The 18,594-nt window shown below is 64.0% G+C and carries 24 protein-coding genes; 20 read left to right on the top strand and 4 right to left on the bottom strand.

Annotated elements, in window-relative coordinates:
- Positions 1 to 6: 6 nt before the first annotated feature.
- On the bottom strand, positions 7 to 1,101 hold the full coding sequence (gene coxB / locus EL2594_RS02690) for a cytochrome c oxidase subunit II (protein ID WP_049762524.1): 1,095 nt from the start codon (positions 1,099 to 1,101) through the stop codon (positions 7 to 9).
- Between the two features lie 203 nt (positions 1,102 to 1,304).
- Between coxB and pyrE the strand changes: the two genes are divergently transcribed.
- The 9 genes from pyrE (at position 1,305) to EL2594_RS02645 (ending at position 7,683) form a co-directional block, all read left to right on the top strand.
- Positions 1,305 to 1,886, top strand: coding sequence for an orotate phosphoribosyltransferase (gene pyrE, locus EL2594_RS02685; protein WP_011413512.1), 582 nt, complete (start codon positions 1,305 to 1,307; stop codon positions 1,884 to 1,886).
- On the top strand, positions 1,883 to 2,638 hold the full coding sequence (locus tag EL2594_RS02680) for a pyridoxine 5'-phosphate synthase (protein ID WP_041685008.1): 756 nt from the start codon (positions 1,883 to 1,885) through the stop codon (positions 2,636 to 2,638). The genes pyrE and EL2594_RS02680 overlap by 4 nt, the downstream gene beginning before the upstream one ends.
- A 124-nt stretch (positions 2,639 to 2,762) precedes the next feature.
- A complete protein-coding gene (gene acpS / locus EL2594_RS02675; protein WP_011413510.1) occupies positions 2,763 to 3,164 on the top strand; it encodes a holo-ACP synthase in 402 nt (133 codons plus the stop codon).
- Positions 3,161 to 4,051 carry a signal peptidase I gene (gene lepB, locus EL2594_RS02670; protein WP_011413509.1) on the top strand — a complete coding sequence of 297 codons (891 nt, stop codon included), beginning with the start codon at positions 3,161 to 3,163 and terminating at the stop codon, positions 4,049 to 4,051. The genes acpS and lepB overlap by 4 nt, the downstream gene beginning before the upstream one ends.
- The gene (locus EL2594_RS02665) at positions 3,991 to 5,196 is read left to right on the top strand and encodes an AI-2E family transporter (RefSeq protein ID WP_155805943.1); all 1,206 of its coding nucleotides are present in this window, start codon (positions 3,991 to 3,993) and stop codon (positions 5,194 to 5,196) included. The genes lepB and EL2594_RS02665 overlap by 61 nt, the downstream gene beginning before the upstream one ends.
- A complete protein-coding gene (locus tag EL2594_RS02660) occupies positions 5,186 to 6,328 on the top strand; it encodes a DUF3089 domain-containing protein (protein ID WP_011413507.1) in 1,143 nt (380 codons plus the stop codon). The genes EL2594_RS02665 and EL2594_RS02660 overlap by 11 nt, the downstream gene beginning before the upstream one ends.
- Positions 6,307 to 6,810: a Holliday junction resolvase RuvX gene (ruvX, locus tag EL2594_RS02655; RefSeq protein WP_011413506.1), complete on the top strand. Its 504-nt coding sequence runs from the start codon at positions 6,307 to 6,309 to the stop codon at positions 6,808 to 6,810. Before EL2594_RS02660 ends, ruvX begins: the two co-directional genes overlap by 22 nt.
- A gap of 29 nt (positions 6,811 to 6,839) precedes the next feature.
- On the top strand, positions 6,840 to 7,286 hold the full coding sequence (locus EL2594_RS02650; RefSeq protein WP_011413505.1) for a PaaI family thioesterase: 447 nt from the start codon (positions 6,840 to 6,842) through the stop codon (positions 7,284 to 7,286).
- A complete protein-coding gene (locus EL2594_RS02645) occupies positions 7,276 to 7,683 on the top strand; it encodes a PaaI family thioesterase (protein ID WP_011413504.1) in 408 nt (135 codons plus the stop codon). The genes EL2594_RS02650 and EL2594_RS02645 overlap by 11 nt, the downstream gene beginning before the upstream one ends.
- Here EL2594_RS02645 and EL2594_RS02640 read toward each other — a convergent pair.
- Positions 7,680 to 9,809, bottom strand: a complete 2,130-nt coding sequence (locus tag EL2594_RS02640; RefSeq protein WP_011413503.1) for a transglycosylase domain-containing protein — start codon at positions 9,807 to 9,809, stop codon at positions 7,680 to 7,682. The genes EL2594_RS02645 and EL2594_RS02640 overlap by 4 nt on opposite strands.
- Positions 9,810 to 9,847: 38 nt before the next feature.
- A complete protein-coding gene (gene cobS, locus EL2594_RS02635; protein ID WP_011413502.1) occupies positions 9,848 to 10,837 on the bottom strand; it encodes a cobaltochelatase subunit CobS in 990 nt (329 codons plus the stop codon).
- A 94-nt stretch (positions 10,838 to 10,931) separates the two neighbouring features.
- Here cobS and EL2594_RS02630 point away from each other — a divergent pair, with 94 nt between their 5' ends.
- The 5 genes from EL2594_RS02630 to EL2594_RS02610 are packed head-to-tail and all read left to right on the top strand — an operon-like array spanning position 10,932 to position 14,099.
- Complete coding sequence (locus tag EL2594_RS02630) at positions 10,932 to 11,786, top strand: oxygenase MpaB family protein (RefSeq protein ID WP_011413501.1); 855 nt, start codon at positions 10,932 to 10,934, stop codon at positions 11,784 to 11,786.
- 59 nt (positions 11,787 to 11,845) lie between these two features.
- On the top strand, positions 11,846 to 12,202 hold the full coding sequence (locus tag EL2594_RS02625; RefSeq protein ID WP_011413500.1) for a DUF1428 domain-containing protein: 357 nt from the start codon (positions 11,846 to 11,848) through the stop codon (positions 12,200 to 12,202).
- Positions 12,203 to 12,214: 12 nt separating this feature from the next.
- Positions 12,215 to 12,997, top strand: coding sequence for a VOC family protein (locus EL2594_RS02620; protein ID WP_011413499.1), 783 nt, complete (start codon positions 12,215 to 12,217; stop codon positions 12,995 to 12,997).
- Positions 12,998 to 13,000: 3 nt separating this feature from the next.
- A complete protein-coding gene (locus EL2594_RS02615; protein ID WP_011413498.1) occupies positions 13,001 to 13,627 on the top strand; it encodes a glutathione S-transferase family protein in 627 nt (208 codons plus the stop codon).
- The gene (locus tag EL2594_RS02610; protein ID WP_011413497.1) at positions 13,620 to 14,099 is read left to right on the top strand and encodes a VOC family protein; all 480 of its coding nucleotides are present in this window, start codon (positions 13,620 to 13,622) and stop codon (positions 14,097 to 14,099) included. The genes EL2594_RS02615 and EL2594_RS02610 overlap by 8 nt, the downstream gene beginning before the upstream one ends.
- Here EL2594_RS02610 and EL2594_RS02605 read toward each other — a convergent pair.
- Positions 14,096 to 14,689 (bottom strand): J domain-containing protein, encoded by a 594-nt coding sequence (locus EL2594_RS02605; RefSeq protein ID WP_011413496.1) that lies wholly within the window; start codon positions 14,687 to 14,689, stop codon positions 14,096 to 14,098. The two genes, EL2594_RS02610 and EL2594_RS02605, sit on opposite strands and share 4 nt — an antisense overlap.
- A 52-nt stretch (positions 14,690 to 14,741) precedes the next feature.
- Here EL2594_RS02605 and EL2594_RS02600 point away from each other — a divergent pair, with 52 nt between their 5' ends.
- Genes EL2594_RS02600 through EL2594_RS02575 form a run of 6 tightly spaced genes read left to right on the top strand, consistent with a single transcriptional unit; the run spans position 14,742 to position 18,562 of the window.
- On the top strand, positions 14,742 to 15,011 hold the full coding sequence (locus EL2594_RS02600; RefSeq protein WP_011413495.1) for a BolA family protein: 270 nt from the start codon (positions 14,742 to 14,744) through the stop codon (positions 15,009 to 15,011).
- Positions 15,008 to 15,463, top strand: coding sequence for an NUDIX hydrolase (locus EL2594_RS02595; protein ID WP_011413494.1), 456 nt, complete (start codon positions 15,008 to 15,010; stop codon positions 15,461 to 15,463). The genes EL2594_RS02600 and EL2594_RS02595 overlap by 4 nt, the downstream gene beginning before the upstream one ends.
- Positions 15,460 to 15,930 carry a hypothetical protein gene (locus tag EL2594_RS02590; RefSeq protein ID WP_011413493.1) on the top strand — a complete coding sequence of 157 codons (471 nt, stop codon included), beginning with the start codon at positions 15,460 to 15,462 and terminating at the stop codon, positions 15,928 to 15,930. The genes EL2594_RS02595 and EL2594_RS02590 overlap by 4 nt, the downstream gene beginning before the upstream one ends.
- Positions 15,927 to 16,811 carry a pirin family protein gene (locus EL2594_RS02585; RefSeq protein WP_011413492.1) on the top strand — a complete coding sequence of 295 codons (885 nt, stop codon included), beginning with the start codon at positions 15,927 to 15,929 and terminating at the stop codon, positions 16,809 to 16,811. The genes EL2594_RS02590 and EL2594_RS02585 overlap by 4 nt, the downstream gene beginning before the upstream one ends.
- An 18-nt stretch (positions 16,812 to 16,829) precedes the next feature.
- Positions 16,830 to 17,645, top strand: a complete 816-nt coding sequence (locus EL2594_RS02580; protein ID WP_011413491.1) for an SDR family oxidoreductase — start codon at positions 16,830 to 16,832, stop codon at positions 17,643 to 17,645.
- Positions 17,646 to 17,650: 5 nt separating this feature from the next.
- Positions 17,651 to 18,562 (top strand): alpha/beta fold hydrolase, encoded by a 912-nt coding sequence (locus EL2594_RS02575; RefSeq protein ID WP_011413490.1) that lies wholly within the window; start codon positions 17,651 to 17,653, stop codon positions 18,560 to 18,562.
- Positions 18,563 to 18,594: the final 32 nt, after the last annotated feature.

Raw genomic sequence — 18,594 nt, 5'->3', positions numbered from 1 at the left:
GGTCTATTATTCGGCGGCTGCAGCGTCACTACCGCCTTCGGTAGAGGCGGCATCTGTAGCAGCTGCGTCGCCATCCTGCGCATTGATGACTTCCTCGCGCGCGTCGGCAGCCACTTCGGCATCTTCGAAGCTGCCGCCCTGCCCGATCACCCATGCGCGCCACTGGTCCATCGGGACCGCTTCGACCGCGATCGGCATATAGCCGTGGCGGGCGCCGCACAATTCGGAACACTGGCCGTAATAGATACCGGGCTCGTCGATGATCAGCATCTTTTCGTTGATGCGACCGGGAACGGCGTCGTTCTTGAACCACAGGCTCGGCAGAGCGAAGGAGTGGATCACGTCAGCCGCCGTCGTCTGGATGCGGAGCGGCACGCCGACCGGCACGACCATGCGGTTGTCGACCGCCAACTGCCCGGGCAGGCCTCTGTCCATCGCGTCGGCCTCGTCGAGCATGTTGGAAATAATCTCGAAGCCGCCCTGGTCGGGATAGGTATAACCCCAATACCACTGGTAACCGGTCGCCTTGATCGTAATCGCGTCCTTCGGCGGGGTTTCATACTGTTTTGCCAGCAGCGAGATCGACGGGACAGCGATAACCAGCAGGATGATGATGGGGATCACGGTCCAGACGACCTCGATCAGCGTATTGTGCGTTGTCTTGGAAGCTACCGGATTGGCACCACGACGATAGCGAACGACCACCCACAGTAGCAGGCCGAGGACGAACAGGCTGATGATCGTGATGATCGGCATCAGGATCGCGTCATGCATCCACAGCGCATATTCGCCGTTGGCGTTGTACTGGTCCTGGAACGTCATGCTCTTGAGCGCATCGTCTTCGAAGGCGGTCGGCTGGCCCTTGATCATTTCGGGGCCGAGCGGTTCGTAGCCGGGGATGCTCGAATCGGCAGCCGCCGCTTCTTCCGCCGTGACCGGGTCGGTTTCACCCGGCATCGCGCTTTCCGGCGTCGTTGCATCGGGCTGCGTCGGGGCGGCAATTGTCGCGAGCGCCGCCTGCGCGCCGAAAGCCAGCAGCAGCGCGGCAAACAGCAGCGCGATGGCGTGGGTGGTTTCACGGAGCCTGGTGGCGGTGATCATCTTTTCGACGCTTCCCATGTTGCGTTTATGGCCACCCCACTGGCAGCCGAACCGGCCCATCAAGGGGCATTTGCGGCGCGCTATACGCGCGCTTGCCGATAGTCACAAGCGTCCCTAGGGAGAAAAATACACAAGCCCGGTTCGCTCCTTTGCAACCATCTTGTAACCCGTCCCAACGACCAGGGAAATACCGCTTTTCTGCCATGACCGACGAAGAAGTACTGTCCGAATTCCGCGCCAGCGAAGCCCTGCTCGAAGGCCATTTCATGCTCTCCTCGGGCCGCCACAGCGGGCACTACCTGCAATGTGCGCGGGTGCTGATGAACCCCGAGCGTGCCGGGCGGCTGGCCATGGCACTGGCGCAGAAACTGCCGCGCGAATTGCGAGGCGAAATCGATGTCGTTGTCTCGCCGGCGATGGGCGGGCTTATTATCGGCCACGAAATGGGCCGCGCGCTGGGCAAGGACGCGATCTTCCTCGAACGGCCCGACGGCGAATTCCATTTGCGCCGCGGGTTCCGGCTGGAGCCGGGGGCCAAGGTTCTGATGGTGGAAGACGTCGTCACCACCGGCCTCTCGAGCCGCGAAGCGATCGAAGCGGTGAAGCGCGAAGGCGGCGAAGTCGTCGCGGAAGTTTCGCTGGTCGACCGCTCGGCGGGCGAAGCCGACCTTGGCGTGCCCTACTATGCGCTGGTGGAGATCAACTTCCCGACCTTTGCCAACGGCGAAGTGCCCGAGGGACTGGCCAGGATCCCCGTCACCAAGCCGGGCAGCCGGGCGAAGTGACTCAGCCGCTCCGCCACCATGCTTTGAGATTGGGCGTGAACATCGATCACGTCGCCACCATCCGCAATGCACGCGGCGGGGACCATCCCGACCCGGTTCGCGCGGCCGAAATCGTCGCGGCAGTCGGTGGCGACGGCATCACCGCACACTTGCGCGAAGACCGCCGCCACATTCGCGACGAAGACCTCGCGCGCATCCAGGCTGCAACCGACCTACCGCTCAATCTCGAAATGGCTGCGACCGAAGAGATGCTGGCGATCGCGCTTCGCCACCAGCCGCATGCCGCCTGCATCGTCCCCGAAAAGCGCGAGGAGCGCACGACCGAAGGCGGGCTCGACGCGGCAGGATTGCACAACACCCTCGTGCCGATTGTCGACAAGCTCCGCGAGGCGGACATTCGCGTGTCGCTGTTTATCGAAGCGGACGAGCGCCAGCTCGATGCCGCGCTGCGCCTCGGCGCACCGGTGGTGGAGTTCCACACGGGCGAATATGCCCATGCCCATCTCGACGGGGATCGCGACAAAACGGCGAGCGAGCTCAAGCGCATCGCCGACATGTCCGCGCTGGCCGCCAAGAACGGTATCGAACCCCATGCCGGGCACGGGCTGACCTACGAAAACGTCCAACCGATCGCCGCCATCCCGCAACTGGCCGAACTCAATATTGGCCACTATCTGATCGGCGAGGCGGTCTTCGTCGGCCTGGAGAATGCCGTGCGCAGAATGCGCGAGCTCATGGACGATGCGCGGTGATGGTTGGCCACTATACAACTCCGTCGCCCCGGCCTCCGAGCCGGGGTCCCGCTCCCTTGGGACCTGCGCTTGAAGAAAGCGGGACCCCGGATCAGGTCCGGGGCGACGGCTTGAAGGAACCTTCGTGATCATCGGCTTGGGCTCAGACCTCTGCAATATCGAGCGGATCCAAAACTCGCTGGACCGCTTTGGCGAACGGTTCGAGAACCGCGTCTTTACCGAGATCGAGCGTGCCAAGGCGCGGCGGCGGCCGTTCACGATTGCGGGCACCTATGCCAAGCGCTTCGCCGCCAAGGAGGCCTTCAGCAAGGCGGTCGGCACCGGCTTCAGGCGCGGTGTTTTCATGAAGGATATCGGCGTGGTCAACGCGCGATCCGGCGCGCCGACGCTTGCGCTGACCGGCGGGGCCGCTATTCGGCTTGCGGAATTGCTACCGGATGGCCATGAGGCATCCATTCATCTCACCCTCACCGACGATCACCCATGGGCGCAGGCCTTCGTGATCATCGAGGCCCACCGGATATGACGACGAGTACCCCCACCCAAGTGACCGATACCGACATCAAAAAGAGCGAAGAAAAGGTCAACTGGTTCGCCGAATTGCGCGGGCTCGGGCTGATGCTCTTCGCGGTGCTGATGTTCCACAGCTTTGTCGCCAAGCCGTTCTACATTCCTTCGCAATCGATGATGCCGAACTTGCTGGTCGGAGACCGGCTTGTGGTGACCAAATATCCCTATGGCTACAATTGGTCCTCGGTCAGCTTCCACCTGTTGCCGCGTGGCGACTGGCGCGTGTTCGGATCGACGCCCGAGTACGGGGATATCGTTATCCCCGTACACCCGGAGCGCAACGAGGATTACATCAAACGCGTGGTCGGCCTGCCGGGCGACACGATCGAAGTGCGCGACGGGCGGATCATTCTCAACGGCACCGAAGTGCGCCGCGAGATGGAGCCTTCGCTAGACCTGCCGTTCGATCTCAACAACGATTGCAGCGAGATGGAATTCGAAGTCGTTGCAACGCAGGGCGGCGAAGAGGCCTGCCGCGTCCCGACCTATCGCGAAACCATGCCCAACGGCGTGTCCTATCTTATCATCGACGCGCCCGACGTGCTCGGGCTCGAGAGCTATCCGGCGACGGTCATTCCCGACGATCACGTCTTTGTGATGGGCGACAATCGCGATCATTCGGCCGACAGCCGCGCGCCGGTCTCGCCGATCGGCGGCGGGCTCGGCGGGCCGGTGCCGCTGGCCAATATCGGCGGGCGCGCCGAATTCATAACTTTCTCGCTCGACGGCACCGCCAACTGGAATCCTTTCAGCTGGTGGAGCGCCTTGCGCGAGGGCCGCGCATGGTCGACCCTGCGGCCGGCCAAGGCCGAAACGACCGCAACAGCCGACGGGGAAACGTGAGCGAGCGCGACAACACCGATTATTCCGACCCGGACCACGTCGAGGATCTCGGCGCCAGCCCTTCCTATATCGATAATCCGCAGCTTCGGCTGGAGGCCTATCGCGCTGGCATCTGGGTCGGCGTCGCCGGACTCGCCTTCCTTGCCGTCTATATCTCGCAGTCTCTGCTGGTAATCTTCGGCGGGCTGGTCTTCGCGGCCATGATCGATGGCGGCGCCCGCCTGATGGGCCGTGTCGCGCCCCTGCCGCGCCCGGTGCGCGTCATCGCCGTGCTGTTGCTGGTGGTCGTCTTCCTCGCCTGGCTCAGCGCATTTGCGGGCAGCCAGATCGCGCAGCAGGCGGCGACATTGCCCGCGATTATCCAGGGGCAGGCGACCGAAGTCTTCGAATGGGCACAGGCGAACGGACTGGGCGTCAAGGAAGCCGATTTGCAGGCCATCGCCGGGCAACTGGCAAGCGGCGTCGGCACGGTCACCCGCGCGCTCACGGGGCTTGCGGGCGGACTTACATCGGCGGTGCTGATCGTCATCATCGGCCTTTATGTCGCGCTCGACCCCAATCTCTACGAGCGCGGCGTCGAATGGATGGCCCCGCGCCAGAACCGGCGCGAGCTGCATGTCACGCTGGTCAAGATGGCATATACCCTGCGCCGCCTGATGGCCGGGCGGCTGGTCGGCATGCTGATCGAGGGCATCTTTACCTACATCATGCTGACGGTGGTGGCGCAGTTGATCGGGATCGGCACGGTGCCGATGGCGGCCCTGCTTGCGATCCTCACCGGACTGCTGGCCTTCGTCCCCAATATCGGGGCGATCGTTTCAGGGGTGCTGATGATTACCGTCGGCTTTTCCGGCGGGTACGACATGGGCATATACACCCTGGTCGTCTATTTCCTGGTCCAGAACGTCGACGGTTACATCGTGATACCGATGATCGCGAAGAAGACCGTCGACCTCGCACCGGCGCTGGTGCTCGGGTTCCAGCTCATCATGGGCATCCTGTTCGGCATCCTCGGTCTGTTCCTGGCCGATCCGCTGATGGCTATGATCAAGGTGGCCCTTGAACGCCGTTCCGAGCAGAACGAGATAAAGCAGGCTCGGGCACGCGAGGCCCGGCTGGCAACGCAGGACACCGATGGTTCGTAAGTTCCTCTATTTCGTCGCCGGTATCGCGATCCTGGTGGTCGCAGGCGGCTTCGTCCTCAATATCTGGTCGCGCGAGTTGACCGAGCTCGCGCTTGTGCCCTCGACGGAATTCGTCGAGCAGGATCCGCTGGCGGACAATGCCTATCAGGATCCGGAGATGTGGTTCTCGCGTCCCGGCAAGGGCACCGACGATCCGGCCCGCTGGCAACCCGCCTTGCGCGAGGGAGAGCGCGCCGTTCCCCTGCCGAGCGAAGGCGACACACCGGACTTCGCCGTCTTCTTCGTCCATCCGACCAGCTTTACCGAGCGAGCCGCCTGGAACGCCCCGCTCGACGACGAGGAAGCCAATGACCGCGCGCGGCTGTTCATTCGCGGGCTCGCCAGTCCCTTCAACCGCGCCAGCGAAATCTGGGCCCCGCGCTATCGCCAGGCGACCGTCGGCGCGTTTCTGAGCGACAGCGAAGACGCACAGAGCGCGCTTGATGCAGCCTATGCCGATGTCGCCCAGTCATTCGCGTTCTTTCGTGACAGCGTCGATGAAGACACGCCGATCGTGATCGCCGGGCACAGCCAGGGCGCGCTGCACCTGCTGCGGCTGATGCGCGAGGAGATCGCGGGCAAGCCGATCGCCGATCGTGTCGCTGCGGTCTATGTCGTCGGCTGGCCGATTTCGGTGGAGCGCGACCTGCCCGAATTACCGTTCCCCGCCTGCGCGACACCCGACCAGGCCGGCTGCATCCTCAGCTGGTCGACCTATGCCGAACCGGCCGATCCGAGCGACCTCCTGGAAGCTTATTCGGGTTCGACCGGTTTCGACGGCCAACCGCGCGGCGAAAGCACGATCCTGTGCACCAATCTGCTGACAGGCGGCATCGGCGGATCGGCTCCGGCCGTGCGGAATCTCGGCACACTGGTACCGGAAGATTCGCTGGAGAACGGCGAACTGGTGCCGAGCTATGTCCCGGCCCGCTGCGACAGCCGCGGCTTATTGCTGGTCGGCCCGCCGCCGGAAATGGGCAACTATGTCTTGCCGGGCAACAATTACCACGTTTACGACATCCCTCTGTTCTGGCGAAACCTGCAGGAAGACGTCGTCGCCCGGGTCGAAGCATGGCAGAGCCCGGCCGCCTGATCACCGAAAGCGCTCTGGAGTATGGCGACGCGCTGCCGGATGGTGGTGTGTTGCTGGCGCTCGACCTCGGCACCAAGACCATCGGCACGGCCACCAGTGATGCGGGATGGCGCTTCGCCACCGCCGGCAAGACTCTGCCGCGCGGACGGTTCGGCAAGGACAAGGCCAAGCTGCAGGAGATCGTGAGTAGCCGCAATGTAGCGGGCCTCGTCCTCGGCCTGCCGCGCAATATGGACGGCAGCGAAGGTCCGCGCGCGCAAGCCAGCCGCGCCTACGCCCGCAATCTCGCGGAAGCCTTCGGCCTGCCGGTGCTGTTGTGGGACGAGCGATGGTCCACACAGAGCGCGGAAAGCGCGATGATCGGGCAGGACATGAGCCGCGCCAAGCGCGCCGAGAAAATCGACAGCCATGCGGCCGCAATTTTCCTGCAGGCGGCCCTCGATACGCTCGCCGGTGGCGGCCTTTCCAACGACCTATTGTAAGTCCGCAGCGAACCCGTCAAAGCGTCCCCATGGCGACCGGTTTCGATCCCGAGAAGGCAGCGGCTTTCGTGCTCAGGCACGGCCACTCCGGCTGGCTCGACATGCAGTTTCGCGGCATCGGCGACGACTGGGCCGAACTCGAACTACCTTGGCGCGAAGACCTGGTCGGTGAACCGGATCGGCATGTGCTTGCCTCGGGCCCGATTATCAGCCTGATGGACATGGCCAGCGGCCTCGCGATTTGGACGCGAATGAAGCGCTTCCAGGCGATCGCCACGCTCGACCTGCGCGTCGATTACCAGCGGCCCGCGCGCGAACGCCACCATGTCATCGGCCGCGCGGAATGCTACCGGCTGACCAGGTCCGCCGCCTTCGTGCGCGGAGTTGCTCACGATGGCGACCCGGAGGATCCGGTCGCGCATATTGCGGCCGTCTTCATGTCGCTGCCGGGAAGGGCCTCGCGCGATGGCCAATGATCTTGCCGTGATCACGCCCTACGCGGCCTCGCTGGGTATTGCGGTGCACGGCGACGAAGATGGCATCCCCATACTCCACGTCGGCGGCGAGGAAATAACCGAGGGTCGCCCGGGCTTCTACCACGGCGGAGCGATCAGCGGCCTGCTGGAGACCGCAGGCTATGCCGCACTGCGCGTGGCGCTCGATGCCGAGGGCCGCAAGGTGCAAATCAAACCGATCAATATGACCGTGCAGTTCCTCGCCCCGGCCAAAGCCGCGCCGCTTTATGCCAAGGCGCGCATCACCAAGCTCGGCCGGCGCAATGCCAATATCGCGGTCGAGTGCTGGCAGGATGATCGCGAGCGCCCGCGCGCGACGGCGATTATGAACGTGCTGCTTGCGGAATCGGCAGGCTAGCCGTCGGGCTCGCTGCCCGGCGCCATTTCGACGCCGTCTGGCGTGACGCGAATATCGACTGGAATGCCCTCGATCTCGGTTTCGATATTCAGCCCGCCGTCCTCCAGACGCACGCCCTCGCCCAGAGGCACGTCTTCCAGTTCCGGGACGTCCATCGGCTGCACGGGTCCGGAGGGATTGGCCCGCGGGGTGTCACCTGCGGATGACGCCCCCTGCGCCTGACGCATGAAATCGCGCCACATCCGCGCCGGGAGCCCACCCCCGGTCACGCCATTGAGTGGACTGTTGTCATCATTGCCGATCCACACGCCGACCACGAGATCTCCGGCATAGCCCACAAACAGGGCGTCGCGATTGTCCTGGCTGGTACCGGTCTTGCCGTAGTTCGGCCCCGCCAGCATGGCAGCGCGCCCGGTGCCACTATTCACGGCAGCGCGCAGCATCTGTTGCATGTCGTCATGGACCCGGCCGGAGAAGCTCTCGGGTCCGTCCCACAGCCATTCCCACCAGCCCTGCTCCTGCACCGGCAGCGGCGTTGGGCGCACGGGATAAGCGTTCGCGGCGATGCCGGCATAGGCGGCGGTCAATTCTAGCAGCGTCATGGTCGATGTGCCGAGCGCCATGCTGGGATCGCCCGGTGGAAGCGGCGAAGTCACCCCGAGCCGCCGCGCGGTGCGGATTACCGCTTCGTCGCCCACCGAATTGTAAAGGCGCACCGCCGCCACATTGCTGGATCGTGCGAAGGCCTGCTCCAAAGTGAGAGAACCAGAATAGCGTTCGCCATAGTTGCGCGGACGATAGCTGCCTTGCGTGATCTCGGTATTGTCGACGGGATCGGTCGGATCGGCCCCTGCTTCGAGCGCCGCCAGCCAGACGAAGGTCTTGAAGGTCGATCCCGGTTGCCGTTTCGCCTGCGTCACGCGGTTGAACGGGCTTTCCTGATAATCCTTTCCGCCGACCATCGCGACAACTTCGCCATTGGAGCGCATCGCCACCAGTGCCGCCTGCGCCCCGCCCAGATTGGCGCGCTGGACGATGCGGCTCGCGATACCTTGCAACCGTGCATCGAGCGTAGTCGTAATCGTCTGCGCTTCGTAGCCCGTTTCGGCATCGCGACGCAGCATCGGCAGCGCCCAATCGGCAAAATAGGTGCCGGTCGGCAGGTCTGATCTGGTCCGCACGTCGAGCTTTGGCGCAGAAACGCGCGCCGCCTCGGCTTCGGTGAGATAGCCGGCTGCAACCATGGATGCGACGACCAGCTTCATCCGCTCTTCGGCGCGCGCATAGTGCTTGGTGGGCCGCAAGGCCGAGGGTGCCTTGACCAGTCCGGCCAGCATCGCCGCCTGTTCCAGCGTCAGTTTCTCGGGCTGGCGGTAGAAATAGTGCAGGCTCGCCGCGCGCAGGCCATAAACATTGTCGCCGAAATAGGTGTTGGAAAGGTAGCGTTCGAGAATCTCGTCCTTGGTCAGCCAGGTCTCGAGCCAGAATGCGATGAGCGCTTCGCGCGCCTTGCGCGTCAGTGTCCGCTCGGGACTGAGAAACGTGAATTTCGCCAGCTGCTGGGTAATAGTGCTCCCGCCGCCAACACCGGTCCATGCAGCGCGTGCGATGCCGCGCGGATCGACGCCCCAGTGATCGTAGAACCGGCGGTCCTCGATCGCGAGAAAGGCTTCCACCACATGCGGCGGCAGGGTTTCGACGCTCACTGGCTCGCCGACGATCGCCCCATTGCGGGCAATGGGAGTTCCGTCCGCAGCCAGCAGCGTCATCTGCGGCGGAACGACCGGCTCCAGCGATTTGTCGAGCGGCGTCGTCAGCGCAAGAAACGCGATCAGAGCAAGGAAAGCCATCAACGCAGCGGCAAAAAATCTTACAATCCACCAGCGCTTGCGCCGCTCGCGCCAATAGGCCGGCTGCCACCACCGCTGCTTGCGCCGCTCCTCGCGCTCGACCGCTCCGTCAAGCCGATCGAGGCGGTTGTCCCAGCGATCGAAATCGGGTTGGGGCGAACCGGAGCGATAGAGCGGCTCTTGGTCAGCGCGCGAGAAATAGCCCGCGTAAGCACCCTGCGGCCGACCGGGATCGCGCCGCCAAGGGGTCAGTTTGCGGAACCAGGGGGAATTCATCCGGCTGTATTAGCAGGATAACACAGCGATTGCCAGTCTCAAGCCTTGACCACGCTCTCGGGCAGGTCTTCCCCGAAAACGCGCTGGTAGTATTCCGCCACCAGCATGCGTTCGGCTTCGTCGCATTTGTTGAGGAAGCTCAGGCGGAAGGCCATGCCGACATTTTCGAAGATCGCCGCGTTCTGGGCCCAGGTGATGACGGTGCGCGGGCTCATCACGGTCGAGATATCGCCGTTGATGAAGCCTTGGCGGGTCAGGTCGGCGACTTTTATCATCTTTGAGATGACCTCCGGATCGGTATCCGGGTTCTTCGCGGTCACGATTTCCTGCTCGGTGTCGGCCGGCAGGTAGTTGAGACCGACGACGATGTTCCAGCGGTCCATCTGGCCCTGGTTGATCTGCTGCGTGCCGTGATAGAGGCCGGACGTATCGCCGAGGCCGACGGTGTTGGCGGTTGCGAACAGGCGGAAGTTCGGATCGGGGCGGATCACGCGGTTCTGGTCGAGCAGCGTAAGCTTGCCCTCGGTCTCCAGCACGCGCTGGATCACGAACATCACGTCCGGGCGGCCCGCATCGTATTCGTCGAACACCAGCGCGACCGGATGCTGAAGCGCCCACGGCAGCAGTCCTTCGCGGAATTCGGTGACCTGCAGCCCGTCGCGCAGCACGATGGCGTCGCGCCCGACCAAGTCGATACGGCTGATATGCGCGTCGAGGTTGATACGGATGCACGGCCAGTTGAGACGCGCCGCGACCTGTTCGATGTGGGTCGATTTGCCGGTGCCGTGATAGCCCTGCACCATCACCCGGCGGTTGTGGGCGAAGCCGGCGAGGATCGCCAGCGTCGTGTCCGGATCGAAGACGTAATTCTCGTCGAAATCGGGCACGCGCTCGTCCGCCTTGCTGAAGGCTGGCACGTCCCAGTCCACGTCGATCCCGAAGGTCTCCCGCACGTTGACGGTGGTGTCCGGTTCGGAAAGGGTCGTCTTGGCGTTGGGCTCGAAGCTCTTGTCGGTCATGTCGTTCATCTCGTCGGCGGGACTAGACGCGGAGCCAGCGACTCGCAAGCGGGACGAAAGACGACATTTCCTTTTGCCGCCGGATGCACATATTGTCGTGACCATGCCGCCGCGCTCCAACACCCCCAACCCTGCCGAATTCCTGCGCCAGCAGCTGGTCGGTCGCGTGCGGGCGGTGTTCAACGATGTCGACAGCGGCCAGCAGCCCGTTCCTCCGAGCGACAACGCTCTGTTCGAGAAGAATTCGCCGATCCGCATGGTGCATGCCGATGTCGTGGGGATGATGGTCGGCGGCATTCGCGGGCTCCTGCTCCAGATGCTGCACCCGCATGCGCTGCAAGGCGTGCTCGACCATTCCAACTTCCGCTCCGACATGCACGGCCGGTTGCGACGCACCGCGCGCTTTATCGCGGTGACGACATTCGGCCACCGCGACGAAGCGATGAAACAGATCGAGCGGGTCAACCGCATCCATGCGAAGGTCACCGGCACGCTGCCCGACGGGACGGCCTATACCGCGACCGATCCGCGCACCCTCGCCTGGGTTCATGTCGTCGAGGCTCAAAGCTTCCTCGCCGCTTACCTCCGCCATGTGCAGCCCGACATGCCGGGCCACGAGCAGGACGAGTATTACCGCCAGTTCGCGGTCATCGCCCGCGCGCTCGGGGCCGATCCGGTCCCGCTCGACCGCAACGAAGCGGAAGCGATTTTTCGCGAATTGCGGCAGGATCTGCGCGCCAGCCCGGAGGCGCGCGAAATAGCAGACTTGGTCCTTACCCAGCGTCCCGAAGGCGCCCCCGCGGCGGTGCAGGCGGTAATGGGCTCCGAGGCCGTCGCCCTGCTGCCCGCTTTCGCCCGCTCGATGCTCGGGCTCGAACGCCCCGGCCTCGCCGCCCTCCCCGCGCGCGCGGCGACCTGGGGCATGGGCAAGACGCTGCGCTGGGCGTTCCGGCAATAAGTCCTTTCTCTCGTCACAATCCGGGCGCATGATCGCCCCCGGAAAGGAGGAGAGATGCGATGTACATTCAGGGATTCTTGGTGCCCGTTCTATCGGGCAAGAAGGACGCCTATCTCGCCATGGCAAAGGATGCCGGGGAGATGTTCCAACGCTACGGAGCAATCGAAATCGTCGAGGCTTTCGAGGAGGATATCCCCGAGGGCAAGCACACGGATTTTCGGAAGGCCGTAAAGGCCGAAGACGGCGAGCACATCGTCTTTTCGTGGGTGATCTGGCCCGACAGGGCGACTTGCGATGCGGCAGCCAGGGCCATGGAAGAGAATGAAGAGATGGAGCCTTCCGAGGACATGCCTTTCGCGGGACCCAGACTGATCTACGGAGGCTTCACGCCAATCTATACCCTGGGACGCGATTGAGGGAGACGCACTATGGCAGACAAACATGGCGATTTCGTCTGGTATGAACTGATGACGCCTGACCCTGATGCGGCACAGGCATTCTACGGCGATATGCTCTGTTGGCAGTTCGAGGAAGCCGGTTTCAACGGGCAGGACTACCGATCCTTCAGCGCCGGAGATGCACAAATCGGCGGCATTCTGAAGTTGACCCCGCCGATGATCGAGCACGGCGGGCAGCCGTCTTGGGTCGGCTATATCCGGGTCGATGACGTCCCCGAAACAGTCGGCAAGGTCCGCGATGCGGGCGGTCATGTCTTCATGGAAGGCGGCGAGGTGCCCGACGTCGGCCCCTTCGCCATGCTCGCCGATCCGCAGGGAGCGCCCTTCTACGTGATCGACGACCGGTCCGGCCAGCCGAGCCATGCTTTCTCTAAACACGAGCCGAAAGTGGGTACCTGCGCCTGGAACGAGCTGATCACCGCCGACCCTGACGCCGCAGATGCATTCTACACGACCCAGTTCGGCTGGACCAAGGGCGACGCCATGGAAATGGGGCCGATGGGCACCTACCAGATGTACGAGCACGGCGACTATGGACTCGGCGCGATCATGCAGAAACCCGACGAAATTCCTGCATCGCTTTGGGCATTCTACTTTCGCGCGCCCGATATCGACGAAGCGCTGGAGAAGGCCACCGCAGGCGGCGCGCAGATCGTCAACGGGCCGATGGAAATCCCCGGCGGCGACCACGTCTTCCAGGGGGTCGACCCGCAAGGCGCGCTATTCTCCATCATCGGTAGCAAGGGAGCCTGATCGATGGCCGATTTCACTTTCTATACCGTCGCCATGAGCCGCGGGCAGATCGCGCGCTGGGCGCTGCACGAGGCGGGCGCCGACTACAATACCGAGATGATGACGTGGGAGACCCGGCCCAAGAGCTTCCGTGCCATCAATCCGATGAACAAGGTCCCCGCGCTGGTGCATCATCACAACGGGCATGACCATGTCATCACCGAATGCGCGGCGATCTGCCACTATCTGGCGGAGACCCACCCGGGACCGGAATTGGCCCCAACCTTCGAGGAAAAGGCCGACTATTTGCGCTGGCTGTTCTTCGCCGCCGGGCCGTTGGAACAGGCGGTCGTGGCCAAATCGATGGGCTGGGAAGTGCCCGAAGACCGCAGCGGGATGGCCGGGTTCGGTTCTTTCGATCTCACCATAGACGCTCTCGATAGCTGGCTCACGGACCGGCAGTTCGTCTGCGGCGACAGGTTCACCATGGCGGATGTCTATGTCGGCAGCCAGGTCGACTGGGGCCTGCAATTCGGCACCCTGCCCGAGCGCGACTCCCTGACCGCCTATCGCGAGCGGATCAATGCGCGCCCTGCCAAGCAGGAGGCAAATGCGATCGACATGGCCGCGATGGAGCCGGCCGATGGCTGACAGCAAGCTCGCGCTGTGCCTGTGGCTCGACCAGGGCGCGGAAGAGGCCGCCAATTTCTATTGCGACCTCTTTCCCGACAGCGACATTACCCGGGTCGACCGATCGCCGAGCGACTGGCCGGCCGGCAAGGCGGGTGATGTCATCACCATCGCTTTCACCCTCCTCGGCCTGCCTGCCATGGCGATGAACGGTCGGCCGGGCGACGGGCCCAACGACGCGCTTTCCCTGCAGGTTTTTACGGACACCCAGGAAGAAACCGACCGCTACTGGGCGGCGCTGACCGAAGGCGGCGGCGAGATGGCCTGCAGCTGGTGCTACGACCGCTACGGCGTGCGCTGGCAGGTTGTGTCGCGTGTATTGATGGATGGGCTCGGCCATGACGATCCCGAGGTGCGCGGGCGGGTGTTCACGGCAATGCAGGACATGGTGAAGATCGACCATGCGGGAATCGAGAGGGCGATAGCAGGCTAAGCGAGCGCCTTGCTCTCGCGCAGCAGTTGGTACGCCTCGACGACGCGATTGAGCCGCGCTTCGTATTTGCGGTCGCCGCCATTGCGATCGGGGTGATAGCGGCGGACCAGTTCGGAATAGCGGCGGCGGAGCAACCTGCGGTCGGTCTTGAGGCCGAGCCCCATCGTTTCCAACGCTTTCGCCTCGTCCTGCGAAAATCGCCCGTCCATCGCCATCTCGGCCTCGCGCTGGGCGCGGCTCTTGATACCGGCGGCGCGCGCGCCGATGGCCTCGAGCGGATCGTCGAAATCGGCCCAGCGCGGCATGCCGTCGACCCCGGCGGTCGGCTTGAAAGCGCGGGTTTCCGTCTGCCAGCCGCTCGCGGGCGATTGCGCGGCGAGGATCTCGTCCGCGCTCATGCCTTCGAACCAATCATATCCCGCATTGAATTCGCGGATATGGTCGAGGCACATCCAGCGCCATTCGCCGGGACCGTCAAAAGAATTGCCATAACCGCCAGGTGCACGGAATTCGCCCGGCTCGTCGCACGCCGGATGATCGCAGACTCGCCCTTCGGCTTCGTATCGTCCATGGAACCGGCTCGTGCGCATAGCGCTTTATGATGGGAAGTCCGGAGCGCTATTGGAAGAGGAAACACAGGCCATGGCCAGCATGCAGACGGAAATCGAGAACAGGCTGACCGAGGCTTTTGCGCCTACGCGGCTGGAGGTCATCAACGACAGCGCCAAGCATCACGGCCATGCGGGCGACGACGGTTCGGGGGAATCGCATTTCACTGTCGCGATGGAAAGCGCAGCCTTCGAAGGCGTCTCACGGCTGCAGCGCCAGCGGCGGGTCATTGCTGCGCTCGGCGATATCGTCGGTGAGCGGGTCCATGCCGTCGCAATCAAGGCGAGCGCGCCGGGCGAATGAGCGCGACGAGCCCTGGCAGGCGCGTCAGGCGGGCAGCACGCATCATCGTGCTCGATCCCGACGATCGCGTGTTGTTGCACCGCTTTGTCCTGTCCGATCGCCCGCCCTTCTGGGTTACGACCGGCGGCGAATGCGATCCGGGCGAGAGCTTCGAAGAGGCCGCGCGGCGCGAGTTGAAAGAGGAAACGGGAATAGAAGCCGATCCCGGCCCGCAGATCGCTCAGCAACGCCCGGAATTCATCACTGTCGAGGGCGAGCCGGTCCGCGCCGACGAGCGCTTCTTCTGTGTCCGCGTTTCCGATACGCGCATCTCGACCGATGGGCATACCGAGCTCGAACAGCGCGTGATGCAGGAATATCGCTGGTTCACGCGGAGCGAACTCGCCGATTGGCCCGAGTATATCTACCCGCGCGACCTCGCAGGCCTGATCGATAGGGATACCGGAAAGTGATCGAGCTGCAATTCCAGTCGCGCCTGGCCGCGCCGATGGAGCGGGTTTGGAGCGACGCGGTGACGATGCGCGGGATCGCGCGCGAAATGCCGCCCGTCGCGCGGATGAAAGGACCGCCGGAGATCGACGATTTGCGCGCCAGTGGCTGGGCACCGGGCAGAGTCGCGGTGCACAGCAAGTTGGTGGCGTTCGGACTGTTGCGGATCGGCTCGTTCGACTTAATGCTGACCGAAGTCGAAGAAGACCTGGTCAACGGCCGCGCACACTTCGTCGAGCAATCGCAGATGACGGGCATGCGCAGCTGGCGGCACCGGCGAGAGGTTGCGGGCGATGACGCGCAGTGCATTGTCTCGGATACGCTCACCTTCGAACCCCGCCTGCTGCCCGGCCTGTCGCGCGCGCTGATCGGGTGGTTCTTCCGCCAACGCCACAAACGCTTGCGAAACATGTACGGAGTCGCGTCATGATCACGGAAACCATCACTCCCACCACCCACGATCTCGGCAAATTCGAGGTTCGCCGCGCGCTGCCGTCTAAAGGCCGCACAATGATCGGGCCGTTTATCTTCGTCGACCAGTTCGGACCGGCTCAGCTCGATATCGGCAGCGCGATGGACGTGCGCCCGCATCCGCACATCAACCTCTCGACCGTCACCTGGTTGTTCGAAGGCGCAATCGATCATCGCGACAGCCTCGGCAGCTTCTCGACCATCCGCCCGGGGCAGGTGAACCTGATGACCGCCGGCAAAGGCATCGTCCATTCCGAGCGCAGCCCGCAGACCGAGCGCTCGCGAGGCCCCAAGCTCTACGGCATGCAAACCTGGCTCGCCCTGCCCGACGGCAAGGAAGAGATCGAACCCGATTTCGAAGCGATTGCCGACCTGCCTGTAGTCGAGGATGAATGGGCACGCGCAACAATCGTCATGGGCGATCTTTGGGGCAAGCGCGCCCCGACCACGACGCACGCCGACACCATCTACGCCGAGATCGTGCTGGCGCCGACCGGCACCATGCCGATCGACGCCGAGGCGGACGAACGCGCGCTTATGCTGGTCGGCGGGCAAGCGAGCGTCGATGGGCACGAGCTCGGCCTCTACGAGCTGACGGTGCTTGAGCCAGGCAGGACGATGCGGCTCGCCTCCGAGCAGGGTGGGCGGATCATGCTGATGGGCGGAGAAGCCTTTCCGACCGAGCGCCACGTCTGGTGGAATTTCGTGAGCTCGAGCAAGGACCGAATCCGGCAGGCCAGCGAAGACTGGAAGCAAGGTCGCTTCCCGACCGTGCCGGGCGATGACGAGGAATTCATTCCGCTGCCCGAGGGAAAGCCCAAGACGGTCAGCTATCCATAGTTCAACAAGGGAGAGGACATGAGTTACGACGGACAATGCTGGTGGATTACCGGCGCATCGAGCGGCATCGGCGCGGCGCTGGCGAAGGAACTGGGTGAGCGCGGGGCGCGGGTCATCCTGTCTGGCCGCGATGAGGCGCGTCTGGCCGAGGTGGCTGGTGAGATCGCGACCGAGACGATGACCCTGCCCTTCGACGTGCGCGACGAGGACGCGATGCTGGCGGCGACAGAGAAGGCGATCGAATGGTCGGGAGGCGTGGACGGCTTCGTCGCCAATGCCGGCGTGTCGCAGCGCAGCCGGGCGACGAAGACCGACATGCAGGTCTATCGCGACATCATCGATATCGACCTCACCGCGCAGATCGCCGCGACGCAGGCGTTGCTGCCGCACTTGGCCGCGCGCAAGTCGGGCAGCCTGCTGTTCATCTCCTCGATCGCAGGAAAGGTCGGTGTGCCGATGCGCACCGCCTATTGCGCGGCCAAGTTCGGCCTCGCAGGCTATGCCGATGCGCTGCGCGCCGAGCTTTCGCAGGACGGGATAGGCGTCCACGTGATCTACCCCGGCTCGATCGCGACCAATGTCAGCCGCAATGCGCTGTCCGCCGACGGCAGCGCACGCGGGCGCAGCGACGATGTGATCGACAACGGGATCGCGCCCGACGAAGCCGCCAAAACGATGCTCGACGCCGTGGCGCTCAACCAGCGCGAGATCATTGTTGCGGAAGGCATGGAAGAGGCCATGGGCGAAATGCGCCGCACGCCCGACCAGCTGTTCGACCAAGTCGCTGCGATGGTAGCAAACGGCTATATGGAGAAAATGGAAGCGGACGGCTAAACGCCATGGAACAAGTGCGCGTCACCCTGGAAAACAGGATTGAGCTGGATGTGGTGGATACCGGGCCGCGTGATGGCCCTGCTCTGATCTTCCTGCACGGATTTCCCGAAAGCCACCGCACCTGGCGGCGCCAGATCGCGCATTTCTCCGATCGCTACCGCTGCATCGCGCCCGACCAGCGCGGCTATCACGGCTCGTCCAAGCCCGAGGGGGTCGAGAATTACACGCCCGACAAGCTGATCGGCGATGTCTTTCTGCTCGCCGATGCGCTGGCGGTGGAGCGCTTCACGATCGTCGGCCACGACTGGGGCGGCGCGCTGGCCTGGGGCGTGGCGATGAGAGGCCAGCAGAACCGCGTCGAGCGCGCAATCCTGTGCAATGCGGCGCATCCGCTGATCTATTCCAAGCTGCTCTGGACCGACGCGCAGCAGCGGGCCGCGGGGCAATATATGCGGGTCTATCGCGACACGTCGCGTGACGATGAGATACGCGAGCGGGGCCTGCTGGCGCTTCTGGAAGGCACGGAAAACGCGACCGGCGCGCTGCCTGATGACGACTCCGAAGAACGCGCCGCGATTTTCGAGGACTGGTCGGACGGAAAGGCCGCGATCGGCATGCTCAACTGGTACCGCGCGACGCCGATGGCGGTGCCTCCTGCCGACGCTCCCTTAGAGATTCCGGCTAATGCAAAGCTGCCAAAGGTGCCCAAGCTAACGATTCCGACGCTGGTCGTTTGGGCGATGGACGACCACGCGCTGAGCCCGGGCAATATCGAAAGGCTGGAAGATCATGTCGAGGACCTGACCTTGGTCCGTATCGAGGACTGCGGCCACTTCCTGCTGTGGCAGGAGCCAGAGCAAGTGAATGCGGCGATGGAAAGCTTTCTCGCAACCCATCTCCAACCCCGTTCGCCCTGAGCCTGTCGAAGGGCAGGCACAACCTTTCCGTA

This window comes from Erythrobacter litoralis HTCC2594 (assembly GCF_000013005.1).
Classification (GTDB): domain Bacteria; phylum Pseudomonadota; class Alphaproteobacteria; order Sphingomonadales; family Sphingomonadaceae; genus Parerythrobacter; species Parerythrobacter litoralis_A.
This window is presented reverse-complemented; position numbering and strand designations above follow the sequence as displayed.